The organism is Glaciimonas sp. OK215 (genome assembly GCF_057787885.1).
In genome coordinates this window covers 6,329,530-6,351,396 of the sequence record NZ_CM173544.1, presented here as the reverse complement: position 1 = coordinate 6,351,396, position 21,867 = coordinate 6,329,530, and the positions used below count along the sequence as shown (strand labels likewise).

Sequence of the window (21,867 nt, the reverse complement as noted above, 5' to 3'; positions counted from 1 at the left end):
TTGTAAAACAGCGTTGCGATGTGTATTTAAGCGTTGCCGGACTTGTTGCGCTGCGCCTGGACCAGCACGTCAACTGCCGCAGTCCGCGCGGCATGAATCGCCTCCGGTATGCGTTGCGGTTGTTGCTCGAACATACCTGCGATCACCCCCGCGTTGACTGATTGCGCCGCAGTCAGCGCCGCCTGTAAATAGATGCGTTGTGGAAACGGTCGCTCGCCGTAACCGGTTCTGCCACGATAATCGCATTCCGTGGCCCGCAGCATATCGATAAACCGCTGAGGCTTGCGAAATGCATCGCAACGCCCGAACAAGGTGACGATGGTACCGGCGCGCAACGCGAAAGCGCGGCCGACGTTGCCATGTTCACGGGCTGTCATCACCGCCAGATCGCGCGCCTCGCTCGGGACTTTGAGGCGCTGACAAACCTGCTCGACCAGCTTCACGCCAAGTCCTTCATGACCGTGATGGCCAGGCCATTCCGCCGCAGGTGTAACGCCCTTGCCAAGATCATGCATCAAGGCAGCAAAGCGCACCGGTAACGGATAATTTTCTTTGGCGGCGGTATCGATCACCATCATCACATGCACGCCGGTGTCGATTTCCGGGTGATGCTTTTCCGGCTGCGGCACGCCCCACAACACATCGAGCTCAGGTAGAATTCTTGCCAATGCGCCGCACGCACGCAGCACTTCGAACATGCGTGACGGACGCGCCTCCATCAAGCCGCGCGACAACTCTTGCCAGACCCGTTCCGGCACCAGCGCATCGACTTCACCCGCCGCTACCATCTGCTGCATCAATGCGTTGGTTTCCGGCGCAACTGAAAATTCGGTAAAGCGCGCGGCGAATCGGGCAACCCGCAAGATGCGCACCGGGTCCTCGGAAAAGGCAGCGGATACGTGACGAAACACGCGCGCCTGCAAATCCTTCTGACCACCGAAAGGATCGGCTAAGGTGCCATCATCGGCGCGTGCCATCGCATTGATAGTCAGATCGCGGCGGATTAAATCCTGTTCCAGCGTAACGTCAGGATCGGTATGAAATACAAACCCCTTGTAGCCGGGCGCGGTCTTGCGCTCGGTCCGCGCCAACGCATATTCTTCATGCGTGTCCGGATGCAAAAATACCGGAAAATCTTTACCGACCGCACGAAAGCGGCGCGCCAGCATGTCTTCCGGGGTGGCGCCAACCACCACGAAATCGCGATCCTTTACTGCCAGACCGAGTAACTCATCGCGCACCGCGCCGCCAACTACAAAGATTTTCATCGACATGCATATTCAAAACTGCGATTCAACACTGCGCGCTGAATTCCGGCGGAAATCAGCGCCTGTACCATCAGCCGTGATTCGGCAAAACTTCCACTTCTTCGGTTGCTTCACGCACCCATTGCGCAACTGCAGGATGGGCCTGTACGCGCTCGACATAAGCTTGCAACGCCGGGGCCAACGAGACACCGTAGGTAAGGAAGCGCATGGCGACCGGCGCGAAGAATGCATCGGCAATCGAGAAATCGCCAAACAGGAATTGGTGATGGCCAAAGTCAGAAAGGCAGTTTTCCCAGATCTCGCTAATACGTCCGATATCCGCCTGCGCCTGAGGCGTGCGGCCCTGCCCCGGATGACTGGCGCGAATATCCATCGACATCGCAGAACGAATGCCCATAAAGCCAGAATGCATTTCGGCGCAAACAGACCGGGCAATCGCACGCGCCGCAACGTCTTTGGGCCACATCGCCAAATCCGGAAATTGCTCGGCCAGATATTCGCAAATCGCCAAAGAATCCCCTATCTGCAGGTCGCCAACCACCAGCACCGGCACCTTGCCGGCCGCCGAATACCGCGAAATTTCAGTCGCGGTAGTCGGTTGGTCCAGCAAAATGCGTACTTCGTTAAATGGAATCCCGAATGCCTTCAGCGCGACCCACGGCCGCATCGACCATGACGAATAATTCTTGTTGCCGATCACTAGCGTCATGCCGGCGTTACCGGCCTTCTTCAATACTTCAGAGAGAGTTGCATCGCGTTCTGTAGTTTGCATACGTTACCTTCTTGAATGTCGGGTTGCTAAAGATTATCAGTATCACCTATTCGTATCGCCCGCCGCGTTCGTTTCACGGCAATGCCGACTCCGTAAAACCTTTCGGTGCCACAGTCCCCAAACGTGCCTTCAACGATTGTGGACGTCCCTCAAACAGCGCCGCATAATAGGTTGCATTGGAGAGCACATTCTTGACATAACCTCGGGTTTCGCTGAATGGAATCGTTTCTGTGAAAATCGCCCCTTCAACATTGCCGGGTAATGTTGAACGCCATGAGCGCGGGCGTCCCGGACCGGCGTTATAGGCTGCGGTTGCCATCGGCAACGAGCCATCCAGATCGTTGAGTACCATACTCAAATAATTGGTACCAAGCAGGATATTGGTATTGACGTCGTTAACTTGATCCGCAGTGAAACCGCTGACGCCAATTCTTTTTGCGACAAAGCGCGCCGTCGCTGGCATCAACTGCATCAGACCCGAGGCGCCGACATGCGAATGCGCATCTTTGACGAAACGCGACTCCTGCCGAATCAAGCCATACACCCACGCCATATCAAGTCCAAGCGCCTGCGTGTTGACGGTCATGATGTCGCGATGCGGGAACGGAAAACGCTGGGTAAAATCGATCTCGTTTTTGGTTCGATCAGAAGTATTCACCATCCGGTCGAGTACGTCACTCTGACGCGCAAACTCGGCAGCCGCCAATAATTGGCGGTCGGTCATGTCGCGTAGCTCCCAGTTCCATTCGCGGGTGCCTTCAAAACGCAGGCTCATATCGAAAAAGCGGAAGGCGCGACGGAAGCCGGCGTTCTTTTGCATCGGCGCCAGTTCGGTCGCGGTGATCGAGGCCGGGGTTGAGGTCACGACGATTTTTCGCCCCAGCTCTTCGAGTGCCAGCTGACCATAAAAATTGATTTGATCGGCAATCGACTGAAATAGTTTTTGCGCCTGTTCGTTGCGCCCGTCGGCCATCAGCGAACGTCCCAGCCAATAAACCCATGCCGGATCATCGCGCAACGACTGCGGCATCGCCTCGATGCTGCTTCTGACCAGTTTCCAGTCACCCGCACGCAACGCAGCGCGCGCACTCCATTGATAGCCATCCATCGACAGCGGTGCGCCCTTTGCGGCGCGCCAGTAATCGGCTGCTTGCGGATCAAGCTTCAATGACGCTTGCAACGCAATCTGGGCCCAGCCCAGCGCGCGTTCGGTTGGAATCAACTGATCCGCAATCGCGATTAATGCAGCGGCAGCTTGTGACGGCTCATTTTTAGCCACCCGGCCTAGTGCCACGATGAAGAGCTCATGGCCAGTACGATCAGCACCGGGGCCGCGTGCAACTACCGCAGACGACCGATCGATCGCCTGCGCTATTTGCGCATCGGTAGCATCCATAAATGGCGCCAGGCGACGGGCGACGACGCCATAACCGGACTCGACAGCAAGGCGCACTTGAAACCATAAATCGGTCTGGGTGAATTGACCGTTTTGTGCCAGGGTCCCAATCAGGTCGGTACAACCCTGACCGTAATCCTTGGGTGTAGTCAGCAACGCCCGCGCATCGTCAGCGGCATTGCCGCCTTTTAACGCCTTCGAAGTCAGTGCGTAACATTTCAGCTGGGTATCGTCATCCAGTACAAACAGTGGATATTGCTGGTCAAAAGTATTCCAGATACCTGCCTTGCCCAGCTCCAGCAACCAGTCGTTACGCAAACGGTCAGCAATGGCGGTACCGTCATAACGCTTCAGATAGTCAAGAATCTCGGATTCCGGCGCGACCAGATCCTTGATGCGTGGCTTCAGGCGATAATAATCAACATACGAAGGAATGTCATAATTGCTTAAAGCGGACGCCAGGTCGTCGACGTTGTCAGTCTTGTTGCTGCGCATAGCATCGCGCAAGGCGAGAAACGCGTCGTCCTGACTGCCGTAACTGGCGGCGCTGAGCACGCGTGGTTGCGCGCTCGCCGCAGGCGATAAAGTGAGCGCGGCAGCAACTGCAAATGCAATCCCGGCGGCCCACTTTGTTGCGAATTTCGTTCTATTCATACCTTAACAATCCTCTATCTGCGAGTGCGAATGACGACCTCTAGCATAGCATGCGATGCGCATGACTCAAGCCCTGAAAGCGGGGCCGAAAAGGTACTTTTGCGCAGCGCGTTATTGACTGCGCGCAAAGCCATTTCAGAACGCGCGCGCCTTGACTTCGATACCAGAATTGGCGAACGCGTGGTCGACTGGGCCACGCGATTTGCGAGCGCCAATCCCGAGGTCGTGTTGGGCGTGTATTGGCCGATCCGCAACGAACCGGATTTACGTCCGGCATATGCCCAATTGACCGCGCACGGCGTGCGGCTGGCGCTGCCGGTCGTGGTGGGTAAAGACGCTCCGCTAAGGTTCGTCAACTGGACGCCGGGCGACGCCATGCTTAAAGACGGCTTCGGGGTCGCGATCCCTGCCAGCGGCGAGGTGGTCAGCCCACAGGCATTGCTGATCCCGTGCGTCGGCTTTAATCGGGAGCGCTTGCGACTTGGCTACGGGGGTGGATTTTACGACCGCACGCTGGCCATCGATCCACGTCCGGCGACCGTCGGAATTGGCTATGCGTGTGGATTGGTGGATTTTGACGGCGCGGCCCACGATATTGCGCTGGACATGATCTTTACCGAAACCGGGATTTTATAAATCTGGGGAGACGGGCGTTGCGCTTGCGAAGCCCAACCCTTGCCCGTACGTCCCCCGGTTCCCGCAGTCAGCTGCCAGGCGTCCTGTCCGAGTCCAACTTGCTACTTCAAGCGTTGCCAGATCGCCGTCGTCGCAGCGGCATGATTGAGCGTGTAAAAATGCAATCCCGGCGCACCGCCGGCCAGCAAGCGCTCGCACAACTGCGTCACGACGTCGAGACCAAACGCCCGTATCGACTCGGTATCGTCACCGTAAGCGGCCAGCTTGAGGCGGACCCAGCGCGGGATCTCGGTGCCGCACATATCCGAGAAACGCATTAATTGAGAATAGTTGGTGATCGGCATGATGCCGGCAATAATCGGCACTGCAACGCCCAGTTTTTGCGCTTCCTCGACAAACCTGAAGTACGCATCGGTATTGTAAAAATACTGCGTGATGGCACCGTTGGCGCCCGCTTTTACCTTGTCCGCAAACCGCAGCACATCGTCCTGCGGAGACTTTGCCTGCGGATGCATTTCCGGATAAGCGGCCACTTCGATATGAAACCAGTCACCGGTTTCGGTCCGAATGAATTCGACAAGCTCATTCGCATAACGAAATTCGCTAGACGAAAAATCCATCGCGCCGTAACCGCTTGGCGCGTCACCACGCAACGCTACCAGACGCTTGATGCCGTTATCTTTGTACTGCGCCAGTATCGCGCGCAATGATTCGCGCGAGCTTCCGAGACAGGACAAATGCGGAGCGGCGTCATGACCTTCACGACGAATCTCCAACACCGTATCGAGCGTACCTTTTTGGGTTGAACCGCCAGCGCCAAACGTTACCGAAAAATATTTCGGATGCAGTTCAGCCAGCTTGGCGCGGGTCACGCGTAATTTTTCGGCGCCTTCCGGCGTTTTCGGCGGGAAGAACTCAATGCTGAAATTTTTTTGAGACATTTAGTTTTTTTTCAGTAACAAAGTAGACAAGGCCCACGACACGATGCTGTATACGATAGCGCCGCCGACCGCCGCCCAGAAGCTGGCAACATGAAAGCCGCCAACCAGTTGTGCGACTATCCAGAACATCAAGCCGTTGATAATGAAAATGAACAAGCCTAGCGTCAACACGGTCGCCGGCAAAGTGAGCACCAGCAGGATCGGACGAATCAGCGTATTGACGAAACCGAGGATCAGGGCGGCAATCAATGCTGCACCAAAACTGTCAACCGACACCGAATGCATCAAATACGGCACTGCCAGTAGCGCCAGCGCATTAATCAACCAGGTAAGCAGTAAACGCATGCGTTTCTCCCGTTTTGTAAATCGTAAAACACATTGATGCCGTCTCGCGTCAAGCAGGCCGGACGAGCGTAGTGCCTTCCCGCGCATAATCTGGATGAGACGCCGACATGTCCTGCGTCGACTATGGCTTATGCCGGTATCACACACGGCGGATAACACTCCGCCGTTGCGCCCTGGTTGCTATTAATAGCGGTAGTGTTCCGGCTTGTAAGGGCCGGTTTGTTTCACACCGATATACGCCGCCTGCTCTTCTGTCAGCACACTCAATTGCGCATTCAGTTTCTTCAACTGCAAGCGTGCAACTTTCTCATCCAGATGTTTCGGCAGTGTATATACGCCGACTGGATAGGCCTCCGTGTTGGCGAACAATTCGATCTGCGCGATGGTTTGATTCGCAAACGACGAGCTCATCACATACGATGGATGGCCGGTGCCGCAGCCCAGATTGACCAAACGGCCTTCGGCCAGCAGGATGATGCGTTTGCCGTCAGGGAAAATGATGTGGTCGACTTGTGGCTTGATGTTTTCCCAAGTGTATTGCTTGAGCGCGGCGACTTCGATTTCATTGTCGAAGTGACCGATGTTGCAGACAATCGCCTGGTCTTTCATCTTCGCCATGTGAGCGTGCGTGATGACATGATAGTTGCCTGTGCAGGTGACGAAAATATCGCCGTGTTCGGCGGCGTAATCCATGGTCACGACGCGGTAGCCTTCCATCGCTGCCTGCAACGCGCAGATAGGATCGACTTCTGTCACCCAGACCTGGGCCGACAACGCGCGCATTGCCTGCGCCGAACCCTTGCCTACATCGCCGTAACCGGCGATGACAGCCACTTTACCGGCGATCATCACGTCAGTTGCACGCTTGATGCCGTCGACTAACGATTCACGGCAGCCGTACAGGTTATCGAACTTGGATTTGGTAACGGAATCATTCACATTGATTGCCGGGAAAGCCAATTTTCCTTCTTTGTGCATTTGATACAAACGGTGCACGCCAGTCGTGGTTTCTTCGGTGACGCCCTTGATTTGCGCCAGACGCGTCGAATACCAGTTGCCCGATGTCGCCAGTTTTTTCTTGATTGCATTGAACAGGCAGATTTCTTCTTCGGAAGTCGGATTGTTCAGCACCGATGCGTCTTTTTCTGCACGCGTACCCAGATGCAGCAACAAGGTCGCATCGCCGCCATCGTCCAGAATCATGTTGGCTTGCTGTTCGCCCGGCCATTCAAAAATGCGGTGCGTAAATTCCCAGTACTCATCCAGCGATTCACCTTTGAAGGCGAAGACCGGCGTGCCGGCGGCAGCGACCGCAGCAGCGGCATGGTCTTGTGTCGAGTAGATGTTGCAAGATGCCCAACGCACTTTGGCACCCAGCGCTTCCAAAGTCTGGATCAGGACAGCGGTCTGGATCGTCATGTGGATCGAACCTGTGATGCGCGCACCTTTGAGCGGTTGCGCAGCGGCAAATTCTTCACGAATTGCCATCAGGCCAGGCATTTCGGTTTCAGCGATTTTGATTTCTTTATCGCCCCAGCCGGACAAGCTGATATCAGCAACAATGTAATCCGGGGAAGCGGTAGATGTAGGGATTGAATTCATTACAGCGGCGTGCATCACGCCCTCCTTTCGTTAGAAAAAAAGTAACGTGAGCGCAGTTGCAGATAGACACGGCACCAAGCCTGGCAGACGGAGTCTGTCGCAACGCTCCTTGGCACGAAGCCGCTATTTTAAATCAAAATGCCGCAGTTTTCAGTGCTTTGCGATCTGATTCTTCCGAATCCGGGACGGCACAAATATGACCGGGTATTTTGACGTTGTACTGGCTCGTCTCTAACAGTCTCAAACCCAGCCCATTTCGTGCAGCTCACTCTTGATATACGCATAATAAATCGGTGCCGCCACCAGGCCCGGAAAGCCGAAAGCAGCCTCCGCCAATATCATCACCAGCAACAATTCCCAGCTACGGGCATTGATTTGCGAGCCGACTATGCGGGCATTCAGGAAGTATTCCAGCTTGTGAATCAATACCAGAAATACCAGCGCCGCCAGCGCCACGTATAACGATACCGACAGCGCTACCAGTACGATCAGCGTATTCGAAATCAGGTTACCGATCACTGGCAGCAAACCAGCCAAAAAAGTGACCACAAGTATGGTTTTGGTGAGTGGCAGATGCACGCCAGCCAGCCGCAATACCACTAGCAGGAAAATCGCCGTCAGCGTGGTGTTGAGCAACGATATCTTGATCTGGGCAAATACCACGCGTCGAAAAGCATCGCCCAGCAACCTTGCCCGCTCCAGCAATTCTGCACTCAGCGGTTGCAACACCGGCAGTGGATGTTCCGCATTCAGCGCCACCATCGCTCCCAACACCATACCGATCAAGATGTGAATAAAGACTTGTATCGCCTCTTTGCCCGCCAGCCTGAGTTCACCGCTATGTGACTCTATCCACTCTGTGACCATTTGTCGGGTATTTTCAATATCGTCCGGCACATATCGCTGCAGGGAGATCGGCACCTGGCTCCGCGCCTGATTAATCACTTCCATTAGCTTGGTCTGGATCACCAGCATGCGATCAGGGCCGCCGTGGAAGAAAGCCATCAACCCAAGGATCACCCCGGTCAGCATGGCGATAATGATTGCCGACAACAACACCACGGCAATTAAATGTGAGCGTTCACTAGTCAACCGACGCTGAATCAACGGTGTCAGCGAGCGCACCAGTTGGTATACCAGCAACCCGGCCAATAAGGCAGTCAGCAAATGCAAGAGCAACACCAGCGCCAAGGCGGTGATCCCGATCAGCCATGCTGCAATTCGAAATGACGACACGCTACTGATGACTGGACGAAGCTTCGGCGGCCACGACTTGCGGGCAGCGAGCTCCTGACGGGCAGAGAGTTTGGATGAGGCCATAGTAAACCTACCGGAACGCGATAAGCACGAGCAATGGTGCCTGTGCTGTTGATGGCCGTTGGTGACGGAACGATGCAGTGTAGCAAGTCGTTGAGCGCCCGCAAAGCATCATTTGGAATGGGCATTTTGCACCGCTCCGGCTGATGCCCGTCAGTACATATGAAAAACGCGAGAACAGGCCTTGCCGTCTCGCGCTAATTGCCGTCACATTGCCTACTGGCGCTGCGAAATTACAGAGCAGCTTTCAACAGCGCGGCCTTGTCGGTCCGCTCCCAGCTGAATTCCGGCTCCTCGCGACCAAAGTGGCCGTACGCGGCGGTCTTTTCATAAATCGGGCGCAGCAGATCCAGCATTTGCACGATGCCTTTGGGGCGCAGGTCGAAATGTTCCAGCACCAGTTGTGCCAGTTTTTCGTCGCTGATCTTGCCGGTGCCGAAAGTGGTGACCATCACTGAAGTTGGTTTGGCGATACCGATGGCGTACGACACCTGAATCTGGCAGCGGCTGGCCAGGCCAGCGGCGACGATATTCTTGGCGACATAACGGCCGGCATATGCGGCGGAACGATCGACTTTCGATGGATCTTTACCGGAAAAAGCGCCGCCGCCATGCGGCGCAGCACCGCCGTAGGTATCGACAATGATTTTACGGCCGGTCAAACCGCAGTCGCCTTGCGGTCCGCCGACGACGAAGCGACCGGTAGGGTTGATCAGATAACGCGTATTTTGCAGCCATTCCTTCGGCACCACCGGCTTGATGATTTCTTCGATCGCAGCTTCTTCGATCGCCTTGTGCAGCATTTCCGGGGCATGTTGCGTTGACAATACGATAGTGTCGATTGCCACAGGAATGCCGTCGACGTACTTCAAGGTCACCTGGGATTTCGCATCCGGACGCAGCCAAGGCAACCTGCCATCCTTGCGCAACTGCGATTGGCGCTCGACGATGCGATGCGCGTAATAAATCGCTGCAGGCATCAGTTCCGGGGTCTCGTCGCAAGCATAGCCGAACATCAGCCCCTGGTCGCCTGCGCCCTGATCGAGATCGAGTCCCTTGCCTTCATCAACGCCCTGGGCGATATCCGGCGATTGCTTGTCATACGCAACCAGCACCGCACAGCTCTTGTAGTCGATACCATAATCGGCATTGTCGTAGCCGATGCGCTTGATGGTCTCGCGTGCAACGTTGATGTAATCGACATTGGCATGGGTAGTGACTTCGCCGGCCAAAACGACCAGACCGGTATTCACCAGCGTTTCGGCAGCAACGCGCGCATGCGGATCCTGGGTGAAAATTGCGTCGAGAATTGCATCGGAAATCTGATCCGCGACTTTGTCGGGATGTCCCTCGGAAACGGATTCAGAGGTGAAGAGGTACTCGTGTGCCATGACAGGCTCCTGCTAAAAAGAGATACAGTGGTGACCTTGCCGCAGTCCTACTGTAGAGCCTGCGACGCTTTAGCGAAATTTGTATACCGCTTCGCAAGTTGTCTATTAACTCGGCGGGTGAATCTTGTTACACAACTCGTGTGCAACTTGTCACACAGACTATTTGGTCAGTGCGGCGATGTGCTATTTTACGCCTTTTACAAAATTTCGGCAAAACGCCCTCTTTCTCCCATCCGATGCTTGTCACACTCTTTCAATTATTATCAAAGCTGCCATTATCTGCGTTGCACGCAATCGGCGCTGCCATCGGCTGGCTGGTTTATCTGGTGTCGCCCTCCTATCGGCGCAAACTAAAAGACAACCTTGGCCGGGCTGGCTATCAACGTCATTTGTCGCAGGCGATCCGCGAGTCGGGAAAAAGCATGTTCGAGCTACCCTTCGTCTGGTGTGCTGCGCCAGAGAAGGTTTTACGTACCGCAAGCATCGAGAATTGGGAATTGGCACAAGCAGCGCTCGACGCCAAAACCGGTGTCATATTTTTGACGCCGCATCTGGGTTGTTTCGAAATTATTGCACAGGCAATTGCCGCCAAAACCCCGCTTACTGCGCTGTACCGCCCTCCGCGTCAAGCTGCGTTAAAACCGTTGATCGAAGGTGCCCGCGCACGTCACAATTTATTCCTGGCTCCGGCCAACCTGACTGGCGTACGCGCTTTGCTAAAGGCGCTCAAAAAAGGCCAGGCTATCGGCTTGCTGCCCGATCAGGTACCGCAAAATGGTGAAGGTGTATGGGCCGACTTCTTTGGTAAACCGGCGTACACCATGACTTTGTCGGCCAAATTGCAGCAAATGAGCGGCGCGCCCATCATTCTTTCGTATGCGGAGCGACTCCCGTTCGGCCGCGGTTTTGTGATTCGCTTTGTACCGTTTGAGGAAAAACTGGGCGAGACGCCGGAACAGCAAGCGCGTGCGATCAACACCGCTATGGAAAAGCTCATCGCACGTAGCCCGGCACAATATATCTGGAGTTACAACCGCTACAAAACGCCGCCTGGAGTCAGCGCGCCGACCAGCACGACTGCAAGAAAGCAGGAACAGGCATGAGGGCACTGATTTTCCTATTGTGGCTGACCCACTGGCTCCCGCTGTGGATACTCGGCCCTATCGGTGAAGCGTTGGGTTCGCTGCTGTTCATCATCATGAAACCACGTCGCCACATCACGCTGACCAATCTGAAATTGTGTTTCCCAGACATGCCGGAACAAGAGCGCGTAGCACTGGCACGACGTCATTTCCAGGCGTATTCGCGTAGCGCCCTGGAACGCAGCGTATTATGGTGGGCCTCCGAAGCGCGACTCAAAAGGCTGATTAAAATCGAATCCGATTTGCCACTCGACACTTTGCGAGCCGGGCCGACAATTTTGCTGTGCCCGCACTTTGTCTGCCTGGAAATTCCTGGCATTGCGCTGGTACTGAATTCGTCGTTGTCGATTTGCACCATCTACACGCGTCAGCAGGATCCGGTGATCGATGCCGCCTTGCTCAAAGGCCGTTCGCGCTTTCGTCCCGTGAAATTATTCACCCGTGAACAGAGTGTCAAACCGATCATCCGCGCGATGCGCGAAGGATTACCGTTCATCATGCTGCCGGATATGGATTTCGGCAACAAGGATGCCGAATTCGTGCCGTTTTTTGGCATTCCTGCAGCGACGCTAACCGCTACCGCCAGAATTGCTGCCGCCACCAAAGCCAGCGTGGTACCGATGATTGCAACTTTCTTGCCCGGCTACAAAGGCTGGAAAGTCACCTTTTATCCTGCCTGGGAAAACTATCCCGGCGACGACATGATCGAAGCGACGCGGCGGATGAATGCATTTATAGAAGCGCGGGTACTGGAAGCGCCGGCAGAATATTTCTGGGCACATAAACGCTTCAAAACCAGACCGCAGGGCGAGCCCGGCCCATATTGATCGGCCGGAATTCACCACACCAATTTTCACCTGGCAGTTCTATAATCACGAAATGAAACTCAAATTCACCAAGATGCATGGCGCCGGTAACGATTTCATCGTCATTGATGCGATCCACCAGAAAATCAACTTCACGCCAGCGCAATGGCAGGCATTGGCCGACCGTCGCTTTGGCGTTGGCGCCGATCAGATGCTGGTGGTTGAAAAACCGCAAGCGGCAGGCGTCGATTTTCGCTATCGGATTTATAACGCCGATGGCGGTGAAGTCGAACAGTGCGGGAACGGCGCCCGCGCCTTCGTCAAGTTCGTCATCGAAAAAGGTCTGTCCGAAAAACGCTCGATCAAAGTCGAAACCATGTCTGGCGTGATCGAACCCGTGCTGGAAGCGGATGGCTGCATTACGGTTGACATGGGTGCGCCTGTTCTGGCGCCTGCAGCGGTACCGTTCGATGCCAGTGCGCTACAAGCCGAGCGACAAGGCGCTGACGCATTATGGCCGCTCGATATCAACGGCAAGCGCGTGTTGTTTTCGGTTGTGTCGATGGGCAATCCGCATGCTGTTCAGGTGGTCGGCGATACCGAAGCGGCGCCGGTGCTCGCCGATGGTCCGCTGATCGAGCATCATCCACGCTTCCCCAACCGCGTCAACGCCGGGTTTATGCAGATCGTTGACCGGCATCAGATCAAATTGCGGGTGTTTGAACGCGGCGCCGGCGAAACCCTGGCTTGTGGCACGGGCGCGTGCGCCGCAGTGGTGGCGGGTATCCGGCGCGGCTTGCTGGACTCGCCGGTAAAAGTGCAAACCCACGGCGGCGAACTATCGATAGCGTGGGACGGTGTCGATCAGCCGGTCAAACTTACAGGACCGGCAGTCACGGTGTTTGAAGGCGAAATCGAAATAGGCAGCGACGTTATTTAAACGTGTATTTTCCGAGCGCAAGCCCGGCAAAATATAATAGGGGCTTGACCGTGCAGCTAACAATCGCTAACCATTGGCCTCGGCCAACTGCCCACCGTCATCATTCGCGGACTCTGCCAGCTCCAATGCCGGCAACGCTGTCTTGAAACGATACAGCCGCTGCCGGTAATTTCCCTCGGGCCCATGCGGACCACAATCGACATCTTCGAACAGTCGCGCCAGCCGGTTCAACGCCTGGCGCTCGTCCCCCGTTTCAATCAGCACGAGGCGCCGCTTGCTACGGGCGTAGCAGGTCCGAATATCCACCGCCAGACAGTGACCGCAATCGGCCTGATTCAAATCCAGCAATAACGCTTCGGGCCGACTTAAGCCGAATAACAACGCGAGTTCGATACGCGCAGCCAGGAACGGATGGGCTGCGACCAACTCACGCGTCAGCTGTTGTTTGGCGATCAGCGCCCACGCCATCGGTTGTGCGCGATCGGCAATTTTTGCCAGTAACTTCTGCGCTTCTGCACTGCCTTGCGCTGCAGCTTTCTGCAACCAGTAGACCGCTTGCACGTCATTCGCCAATGTTTCGCGTCGATTGCGCCAGGCGCTCACACCACATTCCAATTGCGCGGCACGATGCCCCATTTCAGCGGCGTGCTCCAGATGACGCTGCATGTCGACCAGATTGCGTTGAGAAAATTCGGACTTCAGATATATCCGCGACAACGCGTACCAGGCATCGGCCAGACCGCGCTCCCCCGCCTGCGTCAGCCAGCGTATCGCTTTTTTATAGTTGGCAGAACCCGCGCCGACCACGATGCGTTCGCCATCGCTGTCCATCCGTGCATACCATAAGCCCAAATCCAGCTGCGCCGCCTTGTCGTCAGCGGACGCCGCCAGTTCCAGAAATTGTTGAACCTCGTTGGCATCGAAACCGGTGGTCGCCATCAATGCCCGCGCGCAACGGGTCAACAACACCAGGTTGGCTTCGCCCAATTGACGTGCCAGTGCTTCCGAAGGAGCATGCAATTGCACCAATTCCCCGCCATATTGCTGCGCAACGGTACGCGCTAGTGGCAAGGCGCGCTCTAAAAACACCGGCCAGTCCTGTTTATCCCAGGCGATCTGCGCCAGCGAATGTTGCGCTTGCATGACGCCGGCCTCTGCAGCCCGCGAGGTCCATTCAAACGTCGTACCGGTGTCCGCTTCCGGTACGCGCGTGCCGGCGTTGCCGTTCGTGTCCTCAACATCGTTCGAATTGGACGCGCTTGCGCCATTCTGAACACCTGCCTGCGCCGTCTCAGTCACATCAGCTCTCGCTGCGTGCTGCGCCAACAACCACTGAGCCTCTGCGATACCAGCATGCGCCGCCGCTTCCAACGCCTTCATCGCCTTCTCACCAAAAGCACGTAATGCGCCACGCTCGTGGAGCGGAACGTTGCCGCTCAACACCAGTTGAGCCAGCACCAGGCCGGCCTGCATGATACCAGCGTCAAAAGCGCGCTCATACCAGACACATAGATCGAGCCGATTGCTGGCAGCACGCGCGACATCGAGCGGAATATGACTGCCGATCATGATCCAGGCATCGACCTCCTGTTGCTGCGCCGCGCGATCCAGCCAGTGCAATGCCGTCGGCAAGCTCTGCGGCAATCCGTTGCCGCCAAACAGGTAGCGCTTTCCCAGCGCCAGCTGTGCAGCCCCCTGCCCGGCGCGCGCAGCACGAATAATCGCCAAGTCTTCCCGTTTAGCCATAAATACCCGTCACGCAAAAGCGTAAATTATCTCCGATAAATAAAGAATCTTTTATTTGACAAAGATTTTCAACAAAGTTCGCATCTTTAATACAACACATCGATTTTCCTGCCGGGATCGGTCGCCAACCGAACCGGCACGACCAAAAAAAATCATAACCCAAGTCATAAATGTCATAAACAGCTGCCAAAAAACAACATAAATCACCAACTTCATCTAATCTATTAAATCTCCAATAGAAAAACAGAAAATATAGTGCACTTTTTTTGTTGATAGGTAATATCTATCTCGCCCAATCAGCAGCAAACAGTAAGAAGCAACAAATGGCGGGGGAACATTGAAAGACCGGGCTTGCCCGCCCTCCGATTTTATGTCACATAAATACAACACATTTATCAAGCGCCATCAATTTCGACCAATTTATTGCACTGCAGAAGACCAAACCACCTGCATAGCCGGCAGGACCCCTTAATGTTCACCCATCCGACAGATGTACGGATCCTTAAAGTCAGATTTTCAAATAAAGGACGTCAAATGAAGAAATCACTAATCGCACTGGCCGTACTCGGCGCAATCGCAGGTGCAGCACAAGCTCAAAGCTCGGTAACTATCTACGGTATCGTTGATACTGGCGTTACTTATACAAATAAAGTGGCTACGACTTCTAATACAGTGAACGGCCCGACTGCTAGTAAAGTCGCCCTTAACTCCGGTATTATCCAAGGCTCGCGTCTGGGTTTCAAAGGCGTTGAAGATCTGGGCGGCGGTCTGAAGGCAGTGTTCCAATTGGAAACTGGTTTTGCCAATGACACTGGCGCATTGCAAGGCGACAAAGGTTCGACCAATCTGTTCCGTCGTAAATCGGTCGTTGGTCTGAGCGGCGACAACTTCGGTACAGTTCTGCTGGGTCGTCAAACTGACGTCCTGGACGATGTCAGCCAATGGACTTCGGTTCAAGATTTCGGTGGCGTAACTGGTGCAGTTGGCCACAATCTGGACCGTTTGGAAGGTACACGTACCAACAATTCGATCCGTTACAACTCGCCAAACCTGGCTGGCTTCACTGCTAGCGCGATCTACGGTTTCGGCGAAGCTGCCGGTCAAACTTCGAACGGCCAATCGTTCGGTCTGGGTGGTCAATACGCTAACGGCCCACTCGGCTTGTTTGCTGCTTACTATCAATCGAAAAAAGGCACTACGCCTAGCGATGTTTCTCTGAACAACGGTACTATTTTCACTGCAGGTAACCCAGGCGATACAGCACTGAAGACATTCAGTCTCGGCGCTAGCTATCAAGTTGGTCCAGCACGTCTGTACGGTAACTGGTCACGCGTTAAGCAACCACTTGCATCTATTGGTGTTGTTAGCGTAACACCAACAACAATAACGCTGACTTCGCCTTCCGCATTTTCTATCGGCGGTATCAACAACAGCAAAGCTGACATCTTCGAACTGGGTACTAACTACGCGTTGACAGAACCTTTGCATCTGTTGGCGAGTGTTCAATACAGCAAGCTGACTTTCGTTGATGCTGGTGCGCCTAAGGGCAAGTTGACCCAATTCAATCTGGGTACTGACTACTTCCTGTCGAAGCGTACTGACCTGTATGCCTTCGCTTCGTACCTGCGCGCAAAAGACGCTAACAACCCAGGCGTTGAAGGCGATACAACCAATAGCTACAGCGACAGCAGCAAGAGCCAAACTGCAGTTACTGTTGGTATCCGTCACAAGTTCTAATATAAGTTAGTCAAATCCGTGGCAACGCGGAAATGCTTACTTAATTAGAAATTCAAAGGGCCCACATGATTTTTCATGTGGGTCCTTTGTTATTTTCAGGACGAAATAACGACAACACTGCAATACCGGCGATAGTTGTCATTCATTGCGATAGCGGTGATACTCTCGGTCATTCATTATCACTCCTCTCAAGACACAAGCACACCATGAGCAGCCATCTGGATCCCGATACCGTCGCACAATATCTTGCCGAAACGCCTCATTTCTTTGAAGAACACGCTGAATTATTGGGGAAAATCAAACTGACCAGCCCATTGCTCGGTCGTGCCGTTTCGCTGCAAGAGCGTCAGATGGAAATATTGCGTGAAAAAATCAAGGTGCAAGACCTGCGCCTTGCTGACATGGCACGTAACGCACAGGAAAACGACGGCATCACCGACAAACTGCAAGCGTGGTCGCGCAGCCTGCTGCTGGCGCGTAACGATGTCGATATGCCACATACCCTGATAGCCGGTTTGCAGAAGATATTTAACGTGCCGCAAGCTACTATCCGCATCTGGAACGTCGCGGAAGAATTTTCGCATACCTGGTTTGCAGCGCCGGCATCTGCCGACTCCAAGCTTTTTGCGAATGGCTTGAGCGTCCCTTTTTGCGGCAACAATAATGATTTTGAAGCCGCGTCCTGGCTGGAGCATCCGAGCGAAATTCAATCGATTGCGATGCTGCCGTTGCGCGTCGACGCGGCGGCCGGCGCTTTCGGATTGCTGGTGATGTGCTCGCCGGACCGACACCGCTTTAGCCCCGATATGGCGACCGATTTTCTCAGCAAGATAGGCGATACAGCCAGCGCCGCGCTGACCTGCCTGCTCGCATAACGCATCACATGCATCAGATTTAACATGAGCGGTGACAGCAACCTGAGTTGCCAGCAAGTCAAATGTTCAGTGCACGTTGACGCCTATCTGTCGAGCCTGGTCAGTCAGCGCAAGTTATCGCCGCATACGGTCAGCAACTATGCGCGCGATCTGGCCGAACTGCTCTCACTGAGTCGCGCACTCAGCGAGAGCACCCAAGATAGCCTGGACTTCAGTACCATCACCCACTCTCATATACGCAAGTTCGCCGCACAACTACATTCTCGCGGCCTGAATGCACGTTCGATTGCGCGCAAACTTTCCGCCTGGCGTGGTTTTTTCGATTGGCTCGCGGAGCAAACCACGCTCGCCAGCAATCCGGTCGAAGGAGTAAAGGCGCCCAAGCGTGCCAAGCCGCTGCCAAAAGCACTTGGTGCCGACGATGCGATACGTCTGGTCGCGAGTGCCAATCCGCTCGGCGACAGCGGCTCCACATTGTCCGCCTGCAACCGTGCCATGTTCGAATTGTTGTACTCAAGCGGACTCCGGGTGTCCGAATTGGCCGGACTGGATGTGCGCTACACACAACAGGCAGGGTATGTGTCGGCCGGCTGGATCGATTTTGACGCGACTGAGGTGATGGTCACCGGCAAAGGTAACAAAAAACGCAGTGTCCCGGTCGGACAACCGGCATTGCAAGCGATTGCCGCCTGGCTTGCGCTGCGCAACACATTGGTGAAGAGCGACGATACGTTCGCGCTCTTTCTGACAGAGCGCGGCAGCCGCATGTCGGCGCGCGTGATTCAGCTGCGGCTAAAAGCCCACGCACAGGCACTCGGTATTCCAACCGACGTCCATCCGCATGTACTGCGCCATTCATTTGCCTCGCACGTCCTGCAAGGATCGGGGGATTTACGGGCGGTGCAGGAGATGCTCGGTCACGCATCAATCGCTTCCACCCAGGTCTACACATCGCTTGATTTCCAGCGCCTGGCGCAAGTGTATGACGCCGCTCATCCGCGCGCAAAAAAAGTCCCGAACAAGTAATCCATGTGCACCAGGCGGATGCAGCCGGACTATTCCAGCCGAAATATGCAACTCAATTGCAATTTGGGGCATAATCGATATTTACCGACTACCATTCCACGCATCCTGGCATGACCACTGACATCAAACCTAAATCCGGCGCAGCAGAAATCCCCCCGAAAACAGGCCGCGCCGCGCCGCGTTCGCAAGCAGCAGTGCTGGCAGAAGAGCAGTTGCGACTGGCGTCAGTGCGCATCACCAGTGCCCGCGTGAAAGTGTTGACAGCGTTACTGGAAGCACGCTGCGCGGTGTCGCATCAGGACATGCAGGATTTATTTGTAGAGATGGATCGCGTCACCCTGTATCGCGCTCTCGATTGCCTGACCGATGCTGGACTGGCCCATAAAATCGCTGGTGACGACCGCGTATTCCTCTACAGCGCCGGTGCCGAACATACCGAGTCCACCTCTACCGATCCCACACAGCATGCGCAACATCAACACGGTCATTTCAAATGCACCCGCTGTGCAAAGGTATTCTGCCTGGATGGCAGCGGCGAAGCGGGATTTTTAGGCGATGTATTGGCGCCAGTCATGACCGAGCAGACAGGAGAAGCAGCCCCTACGGCATCCCCTGCCATGCTGCGGCGACATTTACAGCAAGCCTTGCAGGACTCGCTCGGCAAAGGCTTCGAAGGCCACGACATCGAACTGACGATCAAAGGCTGGTGCGCTGATTGCGCGCATTAAACGCTCCGCATCGAGCTGCTCATCACACTCCTACCATTTCCATTTAAGCAAATTTACGCTCAATAACCCCATGGCACTCATTCCGACCACTATCCTTACCGGCTTTCTTGGCGCGGGCAAAACCACTCTGTTGAATCGCATCTTGCAGCAGCCACATGGCCATAAAATTGCCATCATCGAAAACGAATTCGGCCAGGAAAATATCGACAATGAAATCCTGGTGCAAGACAGCACAGAGCAAATCATCGAAATGAACAACGGTTGCATTTGCTGTACCGTACGCGGCGATTTGATTGTCGCCCTGAGTTCGCTGGCGCGTCGCCGCGATGCTGGTGAATTGCAGTTTGACCACGTGGTAATCGAAACCACTGGCATGGCTAATCCAGGCCCGGTCGCACAAACCTTCTTTGTCGACGATGAAGTCGCAATGCACTACATGCTCGATGCAATTGTCACCGTAGTGGACGCCAAACACGCGATGCAGCAACTCGACCAGCAAGAAGAAGCACAACGCCAGGTCGGCTTTGCCGACAAACTGCTGCTGTCGAAGACTGATTTGGTGAGCGCATCTGAAGTGGCTGAGTTAAGCGCACGCCTGACCCGCATCAACCCTCGTGCGGCCATTATCCGACTCGACCCTGCGTTCACGCCGATCGACGAAATCCTGGATATCCGTGGCTTCAATCTGAATGCCAAACTGGAAATCGATCCTGACTTCCTCGCCACGGAAGAAAGCCACGACGACCATGAGCATAACGGCAGCGATTGCGAGCATCCGTCACATCAGCAAGAACATGCGCACGCCGAACAGCAACACAACACCCACAATCACCACCATGCCCATCACCCGGACGACATCGCAGCCTTCGTTTTCAAAAGTGAACGGCCGTTTGACACCGCCAAACTGGATGAATTTCTGGGCGGCATAGTGCAAGTCTATGGCCCGCGCATGTTGCGCTACAAAGGTGTACTGTTGATGGATGGCGCCGATCGCAAAGTGGTATTTCAGGGCGTGCATCAAATTATGGGCAGCGATGTCGGCGGAAAATGGGCCGATGATGAAATACGCAGCAGCAAAATGGTCTTCATCGGCAAGAAGCTTCCAAAAGACATCTTTATTCGCGGTTTGGAGCAATGTCTGGTATAAACTATGGCAGTTTTACGCGAGGGAATCCTGAACGCTTTGACAGCAAACTTGTTGTAAAATCCTTGACCGACAAAAAGTGATCGTGGTGGCAACAAAAAGCGGCTTCAATTGTTAAAAGGCATCTCCCACAGCATTTGATAGAATTGGTGACATTGCCACAAAGAAAGAGAACTCCAAACGGCCAGATCCAGTACAGGCAACAATAAGGGCATTGCAAATATCTTGCCCTCAAGTACTGAATTAACGGATAAAATTGAAAAATACGTCGTATCGAAAGTAAGCGAAGTGGCTACCAAAACAACCAAACCGACCCCTGATGTCCCCCTGTTGACCGAAGCGCAAATCTTAACGATGAGCGAAAAGGACTACATGAACGAGGCACAACTGGCGTTCTTCAAAGCGCGTCTAAAACAGCTGGAAATTGATCTGCTGAAAAACGCTGGAGAAACCACTGAACATCTGCGCGAAACCGTGCTGGTGCCGGACCCGGCAGACCGTGCCACGATTGAGGAAGAGCACGCGCTGGAATTGCGTACGCGTGATCGTGAACGCAAATTGCTAAAAAAAGTACAACAGTCGATAGCCTCGATTGATGCCGGCGAGTATGGTTGGTGTGAAGAAACCGGCGAACCTATCGGTATCCCGCGTTTGCTGGCACGGCCAACTGCAACCCTGTCGCTGGAAGCACAACAACGGCGTGAGTTGAAACAGAAGTTATACGGCGATTAATCGCCTGACCGGATACATATCCGGTCAGGCTGCGCTTCAGCCCTGCGCTCGCCCATTGCGTCGCGTAAGGATTTGCTGACGGTATTTGTATAATTCTTATGTCTCTGTTGTAACTCCCGATGGATGTCGGGCCATCTCCCGCGATCAAGAACGCGCCAACGCCTGCTGCGTCAACACATAGCCATTGTGCCGCTATTAGGGTTGGCGATCCTGTTTGCCCAATGGCTGGGCTGATCCACAATATTCTCCACGCCGCCTGGCCACAGGCAACACTAGCCAGAATTAGCACTGGCACCGCAAGCTCTCTGCACCCTCAAAGCGCCTGATTGACGGCAGTCCGGCAAGCAGCATTCATGTGTTGCGTGCGATGACGGTATAAAAATGACATGGTTCGCGCTGGCTAAAAACCTTCCGGATCAGCACATTCGCCCGGTAACTTCGGTATTGAAGAACGCGGCACCATTACCTGGACGCAGTTTTATTTTGGGTATGCGCGGCAAATTTTAAATATCTTCAAAAGGGCTAATATTCATTCTTAACTAATCATGCCCGGATGAATGTTAGCGGCTCCGCTTTGTGGTACCTTAGCAGGCGTAATTTATAAGGTATTTCACGCCTGTTCGGTCGCCTCTAAAACCACTAAGCGGGGGTAAAAGGGAGCCAACGTCA

At 54.5% G+C, this 21,867-nt stretch carries 19 protein-coding genes and 1 riboswitch; of the genes, 10 read left to right on the top strand and 9 right to left on the bottom strand.

The annotated features are described in order from the left end of the window. Positions 1–26: 26 nt before the first annotated feature. From AC3CHX_RS29385 to AC3CHX_RS29375, 3 genes are all read right to left on the bottom strand, one after another. Entirely contained in the window at positions 27–1,268 is a 1,242-nt protein-coding gene (locus tag AC3CHX_RS29385; RefSeq protein ID WP_488644969.1) for a multifunctional CCA addition/repair protein, read from the bottom strand. A 70-nt stretch (positions 1,269–1,338) separates the two neighbouring features. Next, positions 1,339–2,040 (bottom strand): glutathione S-transferase family protein, encoded by a 702-nt coding sequence (locus AC3CHX_RS29380; protein ID WP_488631460.1) that lies wholly within the window; start codon positions 2,038–2,040, stop codon positions 1,339–1,341. Between the two features lie 73 nt (positions 2,041–2,113). After that, the gene (locus AC3CHX_RS29375; protein WP_488631459.1) at positions 2,114–4,090 is read right to left on the bottom strand and encodes a lytic transglycosylase domain-containing protein; all 1,977 of its coding nucleotides are present in this window, start codon (positions 4,088–4,090) and stop codon (positions 2,114–2,116) included. 30 nt (positions 4,091–4,120) lie between these two features. Here AC3CHX_RS29375 and AC3CHX_RS29370 point away from each other — a divergent pair, with 30 nt between their 5' ends. Then, entirely contained in the window at positions 4,121–4,726 is a 606-nt protein-coding gene (locus AC3CHX_RS29370; RefSeq protein WP_488631458.1) for a 5-formyltetrahydrofolate cyclo-ligase, read from the top strand. Positions 4,727–4,827: 101 nt separating this feature from the next. Here the strand turns inward: AC3CHX_RS29370 and metF are convergent, their stop codons facing one another. From metF to metK, 5 genes are all read right to left on the bottom strand, one after another. Continuing rightward, positions 4,828–5,667, bottom strand: coding sequence for a methylenetetrahydrofolate reductase [NAD(P)H] (gene metF, locus AC3CHX_RS29365; protein WP_488631457.1), 840 nt, complete (start codon positions 5,665–5,667; stop codon positions 4,828–4,830). Then, positions 5,668–6,012, bottom strand: a complete 345-nt coding sequence (locus tag AC3CHX_RS29360; protein ID WP_488631456.1) for a phage holin family protein — start codon at positions 6,010–6,012, stop codon at positions 5,668–5,670. Between the two features lie 183 nt (positions 6,013–6,195). Next, on the bottom strand, positions 6,196–7,629 hold the full coding sequence (gene ahcY / locus AC3CHX_RS29355) for an adenosylhomocysteinase (protein ID WP_488631455.1): 1,434 nt from the start codon (positions 7,627–7,629) through the stop codon (positions 6,196–6,198). A gap of 26 nt (positions 7,630–7,655) precedes the next feature. Next, a riboswitch (S-adenosyl-L-homocysteine riboswitch) is annotated at positions 7,656–7,731 on the bottom strand. Between the two features lie 123 nt (positions 7,732–7,854). After that, on the bottom strand, positions 7,855–8,934 hold the full coding sequence (locus tag AC3CHX_RS29350; protein WP_488631454.1) for an AI-2E family transporter: 1,080 nt from the start codon (positions 8,932–8,934) through the stop codon (positions 7,855–7,857). Positions 8,935–9,164: 230 nt separating this feature from the next. Next, entirely contained in the window at positions 9,165–10,322 is a 1,158-nt protein-coding gene (gene metK, locus AC3CHX_RS29345) for a methionine adenosyltransferase (protein WP_488631453.1), read from the bottom strand. A 236-nt stretch (positions 10,323–10,558) separates the two neighbouring features. Between metK and AC3CHX_RS29340 the strand changes: the two genes are divergently transcribed. From AC3CHX_RS29340 to dapF, 3 genes are read left to right on the top strand one after another with little or no spacing between them, the layout of a single operon-like run. Then, complete coding sequence (locus AC3CHX_RS29340; protein WP_488631452.1) at positions 10,559–11,425, top strand: lysophospholipid acyltransferase family protein; 867 nt, start codon at positions 10,559–10,561, stop codon at positions 11,423–11,425. Continuing rightward, positions 11,422–12,291: an LpxL/LpxP family acyltransferase gene (locus AC3CHX_RS29335; RefSeq protein ID WP_488631451.1), complete on the top strand. Its 870-nt coding sequence runs from the start codon at positions 11,422–11,424 to the stop codon at positions 12,289–12,291. Before AC3CHX_RS29340 ends, AC3CHX_RS29335 begins: the two co-directional genes overlap by 4 nt. Before the next feature lie 52 nt (positions 12,292–12,343). Beyond that, a complete protein-coding gene (gene dapF, locus AC3CHX_RS29330) occupies positions 12,344–13,210 on the top strand; it encodes a diaminopimelate epimerase (RefSeq protein WP_488631450.1) in 867 nt (288 codons plus the stop codon). Positions 13,211–13,276: 66 nt separating this feature from the next. Here the strand turns inward: dapF and AC3CHX_RS29325 are convergent, their stop codons facing one another. Next, a complete protein-coding gene (locus tag AC3CHX_RS29325) occupies positions 13,277–14,956 on the bottom strand; it encodes a tetratricopeptide repeat protein (RefSeq protein ID WP_488631449.1) in 1,680 nt (559 codons plus the stop codon). Between the two features lie 534 nt (positions 14,957–15,490). Between AC3CHX_RS29325 and AC3CHX_RS29320 the strand changes: the two genes are divergently transcribed. The 6 genes from AC3CHX_RS29320 (at position 15,491) to dksA (ending at position 21,198) form a co-directional block, all read left to right on the top strand. Then, complete coding sequence (locus AC3CHX_RS29320) at positions 15,491–16,693, top strand: porin (RefSeq protein WP_488631448.1); 1,203 nt, start codon at positions 15,491–15,493, stop codon at positions 16,691–16,693. A 206-nt stretch (positions 16,694–16,899) separates the two neighbouring features. Next, positions 16,900–17,568 (top strand): DUF484 family protein, encoded by a 669-nt coding sequence (locus AC3CHX_RS29315; protein ID WP_488631447.1) that lies wholly within the window; start codon positions 16,900–16,902, stop codon positions 17,566–17,568. 24 nt (positions 17,569–17,592) lie between these two features. Next, positions 17,593–18,594, top strand: coding sequence for a tyrosine recombinase XerC (gene xerC, locus AC3CHX_RS29310; protein ID WP_488631446.1), 1,002 nt, complete (start codon positions 17,593–17,595; stop codon positions 18,592–18,594). Between the two features lie 110 nt (positions 18,595–18,704). Continuing rightward, a complete protein-coding gene (locus tag AC3CHX_RS29305) occupies positions 18,705–19,322 on the top strand; it encodes a Fur family transcriptional regulator (protein ID WP_488631445.1) in 618 nt (205 codons plus the stop codon). A 70-nt stretch (positions 19,323–19,392) separates the two neighbouring features. Continuing rightward, positions 19,393–20,469: a CobW family GTP-binding protein gene (locus AC3CHX_RS29300; protein ID WP_488631444.1), complete on the top strand. Its 1,077-nt coding sequence runs from the start codon at positions 19,393–19,395 to the stop codon at positions 20,467–20,469. Positions 20,470–20,793: 324 nt separating this feature from the next. Further along, the gene (dksA, locus tag AC3CHX_RS29295) at positions 20,794–21,198 is read left to right on the top strand and encodes an RNA polymerase-binding protein DksA (RefSeq protein WP_488644968.1); all 405 of its coding nucleotides are present in this window, start codon (positions 20,794–20,796) and stop codon (positions 21,196–21,198) included. The last annotated feature ends 669 nt before the right edge of the window (positions 21,199–21,867 follow it).

What these genes read in the sequence shown, in the direction of transcription:
- ahcY (WP_488631455.1), bottom strand. Translation starts at nt 7,629, where the DNA reads ATGCACGCCGCTGTAATGAATTCAATCCCTACATCTACCGCTTCCCCG.
- metK (WP_488631453.1), bottom strand. Translation starts at nt 10,322, where the DNA reads ATGGCACACGAGTACCTCTTCACCTCTGAATCCGTTTCCGAGGGACAT.
- AC3CHX_RS29350 (WP_488631454.1), bottom strand. Translation starts at nt 8,934, where the DNA reads ATGGCCTCATCCAAACTCTCTGCCCGTCAGGAGCTCGCTGCCCGCAAG.
- AC3CHX_RS29385 (WP_488644969.1), bottom strand. Translation starts at nt 1,268, where the DNA reads ATGAAAATCTTTGTAGTTGGCGGCGCGGTGCGCGATGAGTTACTCGGT.
- AC3CHX_RS29335 (WP_488631451.1), top strand. Translation starts at nt 11,422, where the DNA reads ATGAGGGCACTGATTTTCCTATTGTGGCTGACCCACTGGCTCCCGCTG.
- AC3CHX_RS29380 (WP_488631460.1), bottom strand. Translation starts at nt 2,040, where the DNA reads ATGCAAACTACAGAACGCGATGCAACTCTCTCTGAAGTATTGAAGAAG.
- AC3CHX_RS29305 (WP_488631445.1), top strand. Translation starts at nt 18,705, where the DNA reads ATGACCACTGACATCAAACCTAAATCCGGCGCAGCAGAAATCCCCCCG.
- AC3CHX_RS29360 (WP_488631456.1), bottom strand. Translation starts at nt 6,012, where the DNA reads ATGCGTTTACTGCTTACCTGGTTGATTAATGCGCTGGCGCTACTGGCA.
- AC3CHX_RS29300 (WP_488631444.1), top strand. Translation starts at nt 19,393, where the DNA reads ATGGCACTCATTCCGACCACTATCCTTACCGGCTTTCTTGGCGCGGGC.
- AC3CHX_RS29320 (WP_488631448.1), top strand. Translation starts at nt 15,491, where the DNA reads ATGAAGAAATCACTAATCGCACTGGCCGTACTCGGCGCAATCGCAGGT.
- xerC (WP_488631446.1), top strand. Translation starts at nt 17,593, where the DNA reads ATGAGCGGTGACAGCAACCTGAGTTGCCAGCAAGTCAAATGTTCAGTG.
- AC3CHX_RS29370 (WP_488631458.1), top strand. Translation starts at nt 4,121, where the DNA reads ATGACGACCTCTAGCATAGCATGCGATGCGCATGACTCAAGCCCTGAA.
- metF (WP_488631457.1), bottom strand. Translation starts at nt 5,667, where the DNA reads ATGTCTCAAAAAAATTTCAGCATTGAGTTCTTCCCGCCGAAAACGCCG.
- AC3CHX_RS29340 (WP_488631452.1), top strand. Translation starts at nt 10,559, where the DNA reads ATGCTTGTCACACTCTTTCAATTATTATCAAAGCTGCCATTATCTGCG.
- AC3CHX_RS29315 (WP_488631447.1), top strand. Translation starts at nt 16,900, where the DNA reads ATGAGCAGCCATCTGGATCCCGATACCGTCGCACAATATCTTGCCGAA.
- AC3CHX_RS29325 (WP_488631449.1), bottom strand. Translation starts at nt 14,956, where the DNA reads ATGGCTAAACGGGAAGACTTGGCGATTATTCGTGCTGCGCGCGCCGGG.
- AC3CHX_RS29375 (WP_488631459.1), bottom strand. Translation starts at nt 4,090, where the DNA reads ATGAATAGAACGAAATTCGCAACAAAGTGGGCCGCCGGGATTGCATTT.
- dapF (WP_488631450.1), top strand. Translation starts at nt 12,344, where the DNA reads ATGAAACTCAAATTCACCAAGATGCATGGCGCCGGTAACGATTTCATC.